At 59.4% G+C, this 13,592-nt stretch carries 7 protein-coding genes; 3 read left to right on the top strand and 4 right to left on the bottom strand.

What is annotated here, in order from left to right; translation table 11 throughout:
• Positions 1–213 precede the first annotated feature (213 nt).
• Positions 214–810, top strand: coding sequence for a TetR/AcrR family transcriptional regulator (locus IRZ31_RS15090; protein ID WP_297155073.1), 597 nt, complete (start codon positions 214–216; stop codon positions 808–810).
• Positions 811–907: 97 nt separating this feature from the next.
• Positions 908–2,575: an MDR family MFS transporter gene (locus IRZ31_RS15095; RefSeq protein WP_297155075.1), complete on the top strand. Its 1,668-nt coding sequence runs from the start codon at positions 908–910 to the stop codon at positions 2,573–2,575.
• A 124-nt stretch (positions 2,576–2,699) separates the two neighbouring features.
• Here IRZ31_RS15095 and gltB read toward each other — a convergent pair whose 3' ends face one another.
• The 4 genes from gltB to IRZ31_RS15115 all read right to left on the bottom strand — a co-directional run bounded on the left by gltB (position 2,700) and on the right by IRZ31_RS15115 (position 11,772).
• Positions 2,700–7,271 carry a glutamate synthase large subunit gene (gene gltB, locus IRZ31_RS15100; RefSeq protein ID WP_297155077.1) on the bottom strand — a complete coding sequence of 1,524 codons (4,572 nt, stop codon included), beginning with the start codon at positions 7,269–7,271 and terminating at the stop codon, positions 2,700–2,702.
• Positions 7,272–7,719: 448 nt separating this feature from the next.
• Positions 7,720–9,873, bottom strand: coding sequence for an ammonium transporter (locus tag IRZ31_RS15105; protein ID WP_297155078.1), 2,154 nt, complete (start codon positions 9,871–9,873; stop codon positions 7,720–7,722).
• A gap of 84 nt (positions 9,874–9,957) precedes the next feature.
• Positions 9,958–10,533: a tetratricopeptide repeat protein gene (locus IRZ31_RS15110; protein ID WP_297155080.1), complete on the bottom strand. Its 576-nt coding sequence runs from the start codon at positions 10,531–10,533 to the stop codon at positions 9,958–9,960.
• A gap of 3 nt (positions 10,534–10,536) precedes the next feature.
• On the bottom strand, positions 10,537–11,772 hold the full coding sequence (locus IRZ31_RS15115; protein ID WP_297155082.1) for a cation:proton antiporter: 1,236 nt from the start codon (positions 11,770–11,772) through the stop codon (positions 10,537–10,539).
• A 713-nt stretch (positions 11,773–12,485) separates the two neighbouring features.
• Between IRZ31_RS15115 and IRZ31_RS15120 the strand changes: the two genes are divergently transcribed.
• Positions 12,486–13,592: a chitinase gene (locus IRZ31_RS15120; RefSeq protein ID WP_297155083.1), complete on the top strand. Its 1,107-nt coding sequence runs from the start codon at positions 12,486–12,488 to the stop codon at positions 13,590–13,592.

Genomic DNA, 13,592 nt, shown 5'->3' on the forward strand with positions numbered 1-13,592 from the left:
GCCACCGCCCCGCCTGGCCCTCACCTCCTCCTCTCCCTGCCCTCTTGACGGAGGACAGCAAGGAGGCTATACTTTTCAATGTGTTGAATGAGTGATTACTCATTCAATAGTTCGGTCGCGAGTTCGAGCTGGGCTGAGCCGAGATCAGGGCAACCGCGAGCAGAGCATATGACCCAGCCTATCGCCCAGCATATTACCTAGCAGGATCAGCCAATGCCACGCAGCGAGCAAGCCAATCAGCAGATACGCGATGAACGCCGTCGCCAGATCCTCAATGTGGCCGCGGAGATCTTCGCGCGCAAAGGGCTGGCGGAGACGCGCATCAGCGATATCGCCGCAGTCGGCGGGATCAGCCAGGGCCTGATCTATCGCTACTTTGCCAGTAAGGAAGAGCTTTTGAGAGCAGTGATCTCCAACGCTCTGGATCAGGCTTTGACTGGCCTGCAGGAGTTACGCGAGCAGCCAGGCACGCCCTGGGAGAAGCTCTATCGTCTGACAGCCTACATGTGGGAAGGCATGCGCCGTCGACCGGCCTATGTCCATGTAGTGCTGCACACCCTGATCAGTGAGGCTGTACCTGAAGAGATCAGAGCGCTGGCACAACGCTACATCCGTGAGTCGTACGCTTTCTTCCGCGAGCTGATCGTTGAGGGCCAGCAGGCCGGCCAGGTGGTCGTGGCTGACCCCGACGAGCTGACGCTGCTCTACGGGTCGCTGCTTCAGGGTCTGGCCACGGGCGCCTGGTTCATGGACGTATACAGCGAGGTGCAGCCCTCCATCGAGCGGATGCTGCGCATCCTGAAGCCCTGAGCATCGTTGTCAGGCCAGCAGACCCAGCCAGCGTGTTAGCTGTACCTAAAATCGTATGTCCTGATGTCCTGATGTAAGCAGAGAAAGGCTCACCATTATGCAGCCTGAACTGGAGCAACCGCTGCCGCCATCCCTGGCGCAGCAGGAGGATCTTGTAGCCTACAGCCGCCGTCAAACGCTCGTCACCATCGGCGGTATTCTGTTGATTCTCTTCCTGGCCACACTTGACCAAACCATTGTAGCCACCGCGCTGCCGCACATTGCCGCTGATCTTCAAGGTTTCACCGATCTCAGCTGGGTTGGTATCGCCTACCTGCTAACGTCAACGGTCACCATTCCCATCTACGGGAAGCTTTCCGATCTACTGGGGCGCAAGCTCATTTTTCTCTTCAGCATCGGAGTGTTTCTGATTGGTTCGGCCCTTAGCGGGCTGGCGCAGTCAATGGCGCAGTTGATCGTCTTCCGCGCCCTTCAAGGCATCGGCGCCGGCGGTCTTCAGCCCATTGCCTCCGCGGTTATTGGCGACCTCTTTCCACCGCGCGAGCGCGGGAAATGGATGGGCCTGACAGGCAGCGTCTACGCGCTGGCCGCCGTCGTGGGGCCGCTGGCTGGCGGCTGGCTGACCGACCACCTCTCCTGGCGCTGGATCTTCTATGTAAATCTGCCTATCGGTTGTCTGGCCCTGGTTGCGCTGCTCTGGCTGATGCCACCGCTGCGACCACGGGTAGAGCAGGTCTTTATCGATTATGTCGGTGCTCTGCTCGTGGGACTGGGCACGGTGCCACTGCTGCTCGCCTTCTCCTGGGCCGGCAATCAGTACGCCTGGCTCTCGCCGCAGATCCTCGCCTTGTTGGCAGGGGCTGCCGTCTTCCTGACCGTCCTTGTGCTCCACGCCGCTTCTCTGGAGCGCCGCGGGCAGGAGCCGATCTTTGAGCCGGGCCTTTTTCGCCGCAGCCCGCGCGTTTTCGGCATCGCCTCCCTGGTAACGATCAGCCTCAATATCGCCCTGATGGGCAGCGCTTACTACATTCCGCTCTTCATCCAGGGTGTTATTGGCAGCTCGGCGACCAACAGCGGGCTGGTGATCATCCCCCTGGCGCTGGCCGCCATCGTCGGCGCAGTGACCACCGGGCTATCGCTCTCCCTGACGGGCCGCTACAAATGGCAGGCGGTCGCCGGGGCCGCGATCGCCCTGCTGGGCACACTGCTGTTGCTACGCCTGAACGTGCACGCACAATGGGTGGATGCCCTGATAGCCATGCTAGTGCTGGGGATTGGTATGGGAGCGGGCCAGGCCGTCTATACGACGGCTGTGCAGAATGCGCTGCCGGATAAGCTCGGTCAGGCGACGGCGGCACTGGCTTTCTTCCGCCAACTCGGAGGGACCATCAGTCTGGCTGTTCTGGGAGGCATCGTCACCTCCAGCTACGTCCCGGCTTTTCATGCCGCCCTGCCAGCGGCGCTGCGCACAGCATTGCCTGGACGCCTTATCAGCATCTTCGATGATCCGCTGGTCTTGCTCGCGCCCGGTAACACTCTGGTACGGATTCGCGCTGCCTTCGCCGCCTACGGACCACAGGGGCTGCGCGCCTACGCAGCCCTGCTCAATGCCGTGAAAAGTGGGCTGGCGCAGAGCCTGCATCAGGCTTTCGTCGCCAGTGCCCTCATCAGCCTCTTGACTCTGCTTGCCTCATGCTGCCTGAAAGAGCAGGTGCTGAGTCGCCAGCATAGCCGCAGCAGGCACATCTCACAGGCAGCAGACTAGTCCGACAAGCCGGGCTCATCCTACAGCGAACCGTGGTCACCGTGGCAGCCCGGATGTGGTCAGCAGACCAGTATTGAGCAGTCAGCAGTAAAAGGGCCACCGAGAGCGGTGGCCCTTCATGCTGCTAGCTTCCTACGGCGTCGCGTTTCTCCTCGGGATAGGCTCCCAGGAAATCGCGCGCTGTCTGCACTCGCTCGCGCGGCGCCACACGCCAGAAAAAGCGTTGCATATGGTCCCACTCAGCCAGAATCTGGGCTGCGCGCCAGCTATGGGTTTTCTTGCGATGGAGCACGATCAGCGTGCGCAGCGCCTCCGCCTCATCGGGGTCGTTGATGCGCTGCAGCTCGACCAGTTCGGTATTGCAGCGCGGCGGGAAGACGCCCTCGGGATCGAGGACATAGGCCACACCGGCGGACATACCGGCTCCAAAGTTGATGCCCGTGCTGCCGAGCACCACCACCATGCCGCCGGTCATGTACTCACAGGCATGGGCCCCTACGCCCTCAACTACAGCCAGGGCGCCGCTGTTACGCACAGCGAAGCGCTCGCCCGCACAGCCAGCGGCGAAGAGCTGGCCGCCGGTGGCCCCATAGAGAACCGCATTGCCCATAATGATATTCTTATGCGCAGGATAGCGCGCCGCTGGCGGCGGCATGATGATAATCTGGCCGCCTGTCATGCCCTTGCCCACATAGTCGTTGGCCTCGCCGTTGAGGATCAGACGCATGCCAGGCACACAGAAGGCGCCGAAGCTCTGTCCTGCCGAGCCGTGGAACGTGCAGGTGACGCTCACGCCCGGTAGCCCTTTATTGCCATAGCGCCGCGCGATCTCTCCCGCCAGACTGGCCCCGACCGTGCGGTCGGCGTTGTGGATGCTATGCTGCGTAAAGACGCTGCGCTCTCCATTTAGGGCCTGCTCGGCCTCGCTGAGAATCTGGGCCGCCACCTGCGAACCTGGCGGCGGTGGCGCTGGCGCCACAAAGCCACCCGCCGGTGTCGCCAGGACAGGCGCCAGTTCGATGCTCACATCTTCGGGACACTGCAGCAAATCAGCCCGCCCGATGATCTCGTCAAGGCGCCGCACACCCAGCCGAGCCAGGATCTCACGCACCTCCTGGGCCAGCAATGTCAGATAATTGACGACCATCTCTGGCCGGCCTGTGTACTTCGCGCGCAGATCCTCACGTTGGGTAGCTATGCCCGCTGGACAAGTATTTAGATGACATTGACGCGCCATGTCACAGCCGAGCGAGACCATGATAGCGGTGCCGAAACCAAACTCATCGGCCCCTAGCATCGCCGCGATGACCACGTCACGCCCCGTTTTGAGGCCGCCGTCAACGCGCACCCGCACACGGCTGCGCAGGCCGTTGCGCACCAGCGTCTGCTGGGTCTCCGCCAGACCCAGCTCCCAGGGGATACCTGCATGTTTGATCGACTGGAATGGAGAGGCGCCCGTGCCGCCATCGTGGCCGGCAATATGGATGTAGTTGGCATGGGCCTTGGCTACGCCTGCCGCAATGGTTCCCACGCCTTTACTCGACACAAGCTTGACCCCAACGCGCGCCCGCGGATTGACCTGGCGCAGATCATAGATCAGCTGGGCCAGATCTTCGATACTATAGATATCGTGATGGGGCGGCGGCGAGATCAAGGGTACGCCCGGCGCCGTGTGACGCAGGCGGGCAATAAAGGGTGTGACCTTGTTGGGTGGAAGCTGGCCGCCCTCGCCCGGCTTCGAACCCTGGGCCATCTTGATCTCCAGCTCCTCGGCTCGCACCAAATACTCGGTGGTTACACCGAAGCGCGCGGAAGCCACCTGCTTGATCTTGCTACTGACCGGATGGCCCTCCAGCAGTTCGTAATACCAATCAGGATCTTCGCCACCCTCGCCCGTATTGTTACGTCCGCCAATGCTGTTCATAGCGGCGGCAATGGTACGATGGGCCTCGGGACTGAGGGCCCCCAGCGACATCGCCGAGACCACGAAGCGCGCGCGAATTGCTTCGACCGGCTCAACTTCTTCGATGGGAATGGGTTCACGCGGCACGAAGCTGAGCAGATCACGGATGTTGGTGGGTGGACGCCCATAGACCAGCTCAGTAAAGCGACGATAGTCTTCGGGATCGCCACTCTGGGCCACTTTCTGCAGGGCGCGCACTACCAGCGGGTTGAAGGCGTGATACTCAGCATCACGACGATAGCGGTAGTAGCCGGCCTCGGGTAGCTTGCGCCGCTGATGAGCCGCAGCAGCAGTGGCTGCCGCCCGCGAAGCCGCCACAGGTTGCTCCGCTGGCTGAGTCAGCTTCTGGTGGTGTTCGATCAACTGGCGTGCAATCTGCTCCAGCCCAATCTTGCCCGGATGGGCCGGCGAGCCAGCAAAGCAGCGCTCGACCAGAGCAGGCTCCAGGGCTACGATCTCGAACTGGCCACCGCCGATGATGTTGCGCACAGTCGAGATGCCCATGCGCGCCATGACCTTGCGCAGGCCCTCCTCGACTCCGTGGAAGTAGCGCTCAACCGCCTCCTCGGGCGTGATCGACTCCAGATGACGCTCACCGGCCAGAGCACGCACCGTTGCCAGCGCCACAGCTGGCACAATCGCCTCCGCGCCATAGCCGAGCAACAAGGCAATCTGATGAATATCCCAGGCAGCGCCGGTCTCACAAACCAACGACACGGAGGTACGCAGACCCTGACGAATCAGCTCCTGATGGACCGCCCCAACAGCCAGCAGCATCGGGACAGGGACATGCTCCAGATCGGTCCCCAGATCGCTCAGAATCAAAAGGTCGATGCCCTCATGAACAGCGGCCACCGCCTCGCGCTCCAAACGCGTCAGAGCAGCCTCCAGTCCCGCCGGCCCTTCGGCCAACGCGAAGGTGGCCTCCAGCGTGCGCGCTCGAAATCCTTGCCCCTCCAGATGACGGAGCGTCTTCAACTGCGCCTCAGTCAGCAGGGGCGTCTCCAGGTGAATAAGGTGGGCATGGCGTGGCGATTCGCTGAGCAGGCTTTCCCGCCGTCCCAAGTAGCAGTCCAGTGACATGACCACCTGCTCACGCAAAGGATCGATGGGCGGATTGGTAACCTGAGCAAAGCGCTGATGGAAGTAGTCGGCCAGGGAGCGGGAGCGCAACGAGAGAGAGGCAAGCGGGGTATCATCGCCCATACTCCAGATCGGCTCTTTGGCATTCTGGACCATCGCGCGCAGAATCAACTCAACATCCTCATTCGTCACGCCAAAGAGCAGTTGACGCTGGAAAAGGGCTTCGGCATCTAGTTCCTGCTGATCTCCCTCATCGCTACACAGCTCCGAGGCTACCACCTGTGGGATGCGCTTCAGGCGCACCAGGTTGGCATCAAGCCACTGCTCGTACGGCTGGCGCTGCGCTAACATCGCTTTGATGTCCTCGTCGCGCAGCACAGCATGACGCTCCAGGTCCACGGCGATCATCTGTCCCGGTCCCAGACGTCCCTTCTCGACCACCTCATGCGGCTCACAGGAAATCACCCCGACCTCCGAGGCCAGAATCAGCAGCCCGTTCGAGGTGAGCGTATACCGCGCCGGGCGCAGGCCGTTGCGATCGAGAGCCGCGCCCACAAAGCGCCCATCGCTGAAGACTAAGGCCGCTGGGCCATCCCAGGGTTCGATCTGGCCTGCATGATACTCGCACCAGGCCCGCCACGCATGATCCAGCTCGGGCATTTGCTCCCATGCCGGTGGAACCAACATCTGCATGCTATGCAGCAGGTCCCGACCAGAACAGGTTAAGAACTCTAGCACGTTATCAAGCTGGGCCGAATCACTGCCCCCTTCTTGAATCACAGGCAGTAGAGCGGCCAGCTTCTCCCCCCAGCGAGCGGCAGTCAGGGCTTTCTCGCGCGCCCGCATCCAGTTACGGTTACCAAGCAAAGTATTGATTTCGCCGTTGTGGGCCAGCATGCGGAACGGCTGGGCCAACGGCCAGGACGGGAAGGTGTTGGTGCTGTAACGCTGGTGAAAGATAGCAAAAGCGCTGGTATAGAGAGGATTGGCCAGGTCGCGGTAGAAGCGCGCCAGAGTATCGGGCGCCATCAGGCCCTTGTAGACCAGGGTATGGCGAGAGAGCGAGGCCACGTAGGCATTGGCCAGGCCGGCCTCCAGCCAGCGACGCTCGATCAGGCGACGGGCATAGTAGAGGGAGGCATCGAACGCTTCGGGGGTAAGCTTGTCTGGACATGCAAGCAAAATCTGGGAAATCGTTGGCAGCGTTGCGCGCGCCTGGGAGCCAAGCACGCTCTCATCGAGCGGCGGCTGGCGCCAGAGCAACAGCGGGATCTCCAACTCGGCCAGCGTCTGCTCAACGATCTGGCGGCTTGCCTCAAGCTCTTCGGGAGCGCGCGCGAGGGGGGGAAGGAAGAGCATGCCCACAGCCAGGGCGTGAGCCTCGGGTGGCGTGATCCCCTGGGCCTCCAGCTCCGAGCGGAACAGCTCCGTCGGCAGCTGAGTCAGCACGCCAGCACCATCGCCGGTCTCGGCATCGGCGTCTTGAGCCCCCCTGTGCGTCAGGCGAGCCAGCGCCTCCAGGGCCATCTCTACCAGCGCATGACTGCGCTCTCCGGAAATCTGTACAATAAAGCCTGTACCACAGGCATCATGTTCCCACCGGGCATCGTAGAGCGGATATGCGGGATCAGCAGAAGCGTGGTGCTGCATAGATTGCCCTCCTGTAAAACAGACAGCATAGAAGACCAGGAGGCACCAGCGTTGGAGCCACACTGTATCGGCGACCAGAACAGCGCTCGCCGAGGTCATCGGGATAGACAGGATTGCAGGGCGCACAGATGCGCACACATGAGCGGCATTGGTCGGGGAAGAGCGGCGGGGCTCGCGGACACCTGGTCACGGTCCATACAGCCGAACAACCAGCGTTCGCTGTTCAAAAAGTGTAACATACGAACACGGCTTTTGGCAAGGGGAAAACCGTGAAGCAGGCACGGGCCGGAGGCCGTGAACACTGTAACAGGTGCTCACGGCCTCCACGCTCTGTCCAGCGAGTGTCAGCACAGAAGGGAGGAATGGGAACGCCGTTGTTCCCATCTACGGTCTGTCTCAGGAGTTCAGGAGGCCAGGAATAACTATCTGCAGGGAGGAAGGGGGCAACTCAATCCTGGCTAGCAGCCCCACTGGCCACCGCCACACTACCGTCGCCCTGGGCGACGACACGGTATGGCTCAGCATCAGGGGCATAGCCCAGTGACCCCATCTCGGGGATATCCAGGCCCGCCAGCTCAGTCTCAGGCGAGACACGCAGCCCAAAGAGCTTGTCATAGGCTTTGAAGAAGAGCCAGGAGATTCCAAAGACGTAGACGAAGCAGGCAACCGCGCCGATCAGTTGAGCAACAAGCTGACTTGGATCACCGAAGAAGAGACCTCGCACTTGAAGGCCACCATAGTTGGCCAGGCCATCGGCAAAGAGACCGACCGAAATCTGCCCCCACAGGCCATTGAAACCATGGACCGCAACGGCCCCAACGGGATCATCAACCTTCAGGACCTTTTCCACAAAGCCAGCCGCCAGAATGACGATGATGCCAGCAACTGCTCCGATGATACAAGCCGAAACGGGGCTCACATAACCACTGGGAGCAGTAATCGCCACCAGCCCAGCAAGGAGACCATTGCCCATCATGCCAATATCCGGCTTCTTCGCCCCCGTGAGCCAGGTGAAAAGCATGGCTGCAACCGAGCCGAAGGCGCCAGCAAGCATCGTATCCACGGCGATCAGGCCGATGCGCAGATTGCCGTTTCCAGAAGCTCCTAGCGTGCTGCCAGGGTTGAAACCAAACCAACCAAAGGCCAGGATAAAGCAGCCAAGCAGGGCGAGAACCATGTTATGGCCGGGAATGGTATTGGGGCTGCCATCACGATTGTACTTGCCCAGGCGCGGACCAAGGACCATTGCTCCGGCCAGGGCACACCAGCCACCTACGGCATGAACCACACCACTGCCAGCAAAGTCAATGTAGCCAGCTCCCAGACCAATCTTGCCAAGCTGCGAGAGCCAGCCACCACCCCAGGCCCAGTTTCCATAGATGGGATAGACCAGCGTCGAAACGAAGAACCCATAGACACAGAAGGCACTCCACTTCCAGCGCTCGGCCATCGCCCCCGTCGGAATGGTAGCGGTCGTGTCCATGAAAACCATCTGGAAAAGGAACATCACGGCCACCCCGACGTCATAGGTGCCATCGTTGAGGAAAAAGCCCTTATAGCCAACGATACCCCAGTTGATACCACCGATGGGAATGGTCAGCTCGTTGGTCAGGCTGGAGAGGCCGCCCAGGTTCGGGACCCCGAGAAGGCCAATTCCACCGAACTGGAAGGCAAAACCAACTACAAAGTAACTAATCATACCGATGCCATAGATCATAAAGTTCATGGCCATCGTATGACCGGCATTTTTTGCGCGGCATAGCCCCGTCTCTACCAGAGCGAAACCGGCCTGCATGAACATCACGAGATAGCCCGTGACCAGCGTCCAGACGAAGTTGATAGCCAGGCGGTTCTGGTCCACATACAGGGCCAGATTATAGGCAAATGGCTCGCTCGTCTTGGCCTTGTTCAGATCGTCCTGAGAGATCGATGGCTGCGTACCAGTCGCAGTAACCGAGGTCAGATGCTGCTGATCACTACTGTTCAGCCCATTGGGATCAGGACCCGCGCCACAAGCACTGAGCAAGACCAGCGAAAGGACTAGCAAACCAGCGAAGATAAGGAGGGTCCTCAGTGCGGGAAAATACCTCTGAAGCGCCCGCACACGTAGCCGGAAGCTCTCCGGCCTCTTAGCTTCGCTCAGCTCACGGATCGGCAGAAAACGACTCAGATAGGGGAGAAGCTCACGCTGATGCTTCGGCGAAAGGGCCAGGCGCAGCCTGCCAGCCCCCTTGCGCGGGATAAAGGTCAGCTTCCAACCACGAAGTGTCGCATACTCAAACTCCTCCCAAGGCCGGAAAAAGACATTGTTACAGGCAATTCCACGATCGGTTAACCGATAGTGCACCGGCAGATTGACAATAGCAAGCGCCACAAGGATAAGAACAAGCTCAAGGGTGGTAGGGAACCAACCCCCGATGGCACTGAGCAGCAATACGGCACCCAGGGCATACATGTCAGCACGATGCCAGAGAAGCCGCTCCCTAAAGGAAAGTGTGACACGGGCAACGGTCCGCCCAGCTGCCTCAACTCCAAAGGGGAGGCCCACACGTAGGAACATGATGACAAATAGACAACCGATTAACAACCAGACAGCGAGCATGGAACCATCCTTTCTCTCCAAGAGGTTCTAAATGACCACCACTTGCCCCTGGCGATTAGGGATCGCCACAAACATGACTGCTCCTTAGGCTAGAACACGCTTCCTACGACGCCAGAATGGCGAGAGGAAACGCAGGAGATGACGAGGATCAGGCGGGTCTCGCAGAACAATGCTCTTGCATTTCTGCCGCGCCTGCGTGAGTAACTGTCTGGCCATTAGGACAACGTGCTCTTTGGCATGATGAGGTCCTTTCAGGCCTTTCTCAAGCATTTCAACCGAGCGATGATAAAAACCCAGACGGAAGTAATACTCGGCGTATTTGATGTGAACAAGGAGATCATGGGGCGCATCAGCTAAGGCTTGATCGAGCTCCTGCTGGGCCTCACTAAGACGATGGCGCTTCAGGTATTCAACCCCCAGATAGGCACGCGCGATAGCGTAAGTCGGATCGACCGCCAGAGCTTTCTGTAGGGCCTCGATCGCCTGGTCACCGTCGTTTTGCTCAAGAGAGGCTACAGCAACTGCAAAGTAAGCCTGGGGACGATCAGGGTAGCTTTCACAGGCCCGCCGGAAGTGATTCAGAGCCGCCTCTGGATCACCACGGCGTATGGCCGAGTAGCCTTCATCCAAAAGCATTTGATACTTCATGGATTCCAGCATAGGCTACTCCTCCTCCTCTGCTGTTACCGCTGGCACTGGTGAAGATGCCCCCGCTAGCCATTGACGAGCCATCAGTAGTGGCTGAGAGAGCCATTGGATGCGTACCGCATAACTCAAGCGCAGGAGCGGCGGGGTAATCATCGTTGTGACCAGGGCAATCAGAATGACTGTGGCATAGAGCGATGGCGATAAAAGCCCGGCTTCTAGCCCGAGGGAGGCAGTGATCAGCGCCACCTCTCCACGGGAGATCATTCCCACTCCTACGCGCACAGCATCCAGAAAGGGAAACCGACAGACCCAGGCACCCGAGCCGCATCCAACGATCTTGCTGACAATGGCAATGACCAACAGACCGCCCACCAACAGAGGTGATACCTGCTTTATCGAGGCAATATTTGCATCAATACCGATGTTGATGAAGAAGAGGGGAATGAAGAGGGCATAGCCAATCTTCGATATGCCATCATGAACCCACTCGCGCATCTCAGTGCGCGCTATGAGCAGACCAGCAATGTAGGCCCCGGTAATGGCCGCAACACTGCCCAGCTCTTCCGCAGCCCAGGAATAGAGCAGGACAAGCGCCAGCACCATGCCCAGGCGTGCTTCCAGGGCTAGCATACGTGGAAGCAGCCGGGAGAGCCAGGGGAAGCCATAGCGACCAAGGAGATAGGCTATGGGAAAGTAGGCCGCCATCTTCAGAATGGACCAAACTGGATTCTCCCCCAGGGTGAACGCTAAGACCAGCGATAGGACAATCAGCCCCAGCACGTCATCAATTACTGCTGCCCCCAGAATGGTCGTGCCCTCGCGCGAGTTCAGGCGCCCCATCTCCTTGAGCGTCTGTGCTGAAATGCTTACACTGGTAGCTGTCAACAGTGTTCCAATAAAGAGGCTCACCGGCAGCGTATGCCCCAGCGCTAAGGCAAAGATCGTTCCTGCAATCAGGGGCACTACTACCCCACAGGTCGCTGACACGAAGGCCGCTCCCTGCACTCGGCGCATCTGCTCCATGTCCGTTTCCAAACCGGCCAGAAACATGAGCATGATGACTCCTAGCGAGGCAAAGGTCGAGAGGATTTCGTTCGGATGAAGCCACCCCAGGACCGATGGCCCGGCAATGATCCCAATGGTCAAAATGCCTAAAACGCTAGGGAGCGAGAACTTCTGACAGATCCAGCTGACACACTTCGCAAGAATCAGTAAACAGGCTAGCAGCAGCAGAAATGAGGTAACAGACATGCTGTAACAACTCCCCTTTCCAGGTAACGTGCTCACCTTCGAGGAGACTTCCAGGGTTCTCGGCGCTGAGGGCTCTCTTTGCTGTGCAGACCTCCCAACCTCCAACTCAGCCATTTCACCATCCCAATGGCCCTAAAGGGGTACATCGCAATCGTTGCGCTTCTATTTCTGAAGTATAGGAATTCTCACTCCCCTTGCATACAGGCAAAACCTCCGAAGAGAACCGGCGAAACTTTGTGCATATTGCATAATCCCCCTCCATGTGGACTATACATCTTGACATATTATCCATATCCCACTACTCTCTCGTTTAGAGGAGCGTTCTTCCCTCTGAGCGTTCAGATCGCCTTTTGGTCCACCTGACACAGGCTTCTGTCTTGAGTGCGCCAGGGATCACGATGCTTCTCTGTCGCTTTGTTATCAAGGCGCAACTGCTGCTATACACTGGCAACCCGCCCCGTGAGACGATGTCGGTGAGAGGGCAGCGCTACAGACGCTGTGCCAGCTCTATGATGAGGCACTCAATCAGTAGGAGGTGAGCGAGTGATGCCTTATCTCCCCTCCGTCCTTCTGGCTGACCCCAGGTCGAGCAGTCATGCGCAACGCTGCGCTGCGCGCTTCCCTGCTGCTCTTTGTTTCGCATGGCTGCGGCCTTCTTCTCTCTCTTACCTGTTTTCGTTACTAACGATGCATGATGCAACAAAGGAGCAACGATGCAGCAACGATTACCGCGTCCTATCGTTTTCGTCGTCCTGTCGCTCTTGCTGACAGCCTCTCTCTTAGTCGGCTGGCAGCTGCACCAGAGTCGGCCAGCGCAGGCCGCCGGCTTCCCCACCCACTACTTCGCTCCCTACGTTGATACAGGTCTGTACCCCACGTTCCAGTTGACGCAAACGGCCCAGCAGATCGGGGTGAAGTTCTATACACTGGCCTTCATCATTAATGGAGGCGGAAGCTGTCAGGCCGAGTGGAATGGAACGACTCCCGTCAATCAGGGCTTCTTGCAGAGCGATATCAGCAATCTGCGGGCCCTGGGCGGCGATGTGATTGTCTCCTTTGGCGGCGCCAATGGCACCGAGCTGGCCCAGGCCTGCAGCAGCGTCAGTAGCTTGCAGGCCCAGTACCAGGCCGTGGTGACCAACTATCAGTTGACGCACGTGGATTTTGATATCGAGGGGGCGGCCATTGCCGACTCGGCCTCGGTCGACCGGCGCAATAAGGCCCTTGCCGCTCTGCAGGCGGCCAACCCTGGGCTGTTCGTTTCGTATACGCTGCCGGTGATGCCTTCGGGATTGACGCAGGATGGCATCAATCTTCTGCAGAATGCCATCGCTAACGGCGTTAACGTGGGCATGGTCAATATTATGGCGATGGATTACGGCAGCTCGGCCCCTCCCAATCAGATGGGGCAAAATGCCATTAGCGCCGCTCAGAGCACCTTCAATCAGCTCAAGAGCCTTTACCCCAACAAGTCGAACGCCCAGCTGTGGGCGATGATTGGGGTGACGCCGATGATCGGCTTAAACGATGTGTCGCCCGAGGTCTTTACGCTCCAGGATGCCCAGCAGCTGCTGAGTTTCGCCCAGCAGAATGGTCTGGGGGAGCTGTCGATGTGGTCGGCGGGCCGTGATCAGCCCTGTCCCAACAATGGGGCCTATGTATCGCCGACGTGCAGTGGTATTCAGCAGCAGCCCTTTGATTTCTCGAAGCTCTTTAACCAGTTCACTGGCGGCAGTTCCACGAATCCTACGCCAACGCCAACCCCTCAGCCGGCGACGCCTACTCCCACCCCTGGAAGGATGTCTATTATACACATCTGA

Origin of the sequence: Thermogemmatispora sp., assembly GCF_019683635.1 — a bacterium.
GTDB lineage: Bacteria > Chloroflexota > Ktedonobacteria > Ktedonobacterales > Ktedonobacteraceae > Thermogemmatispora.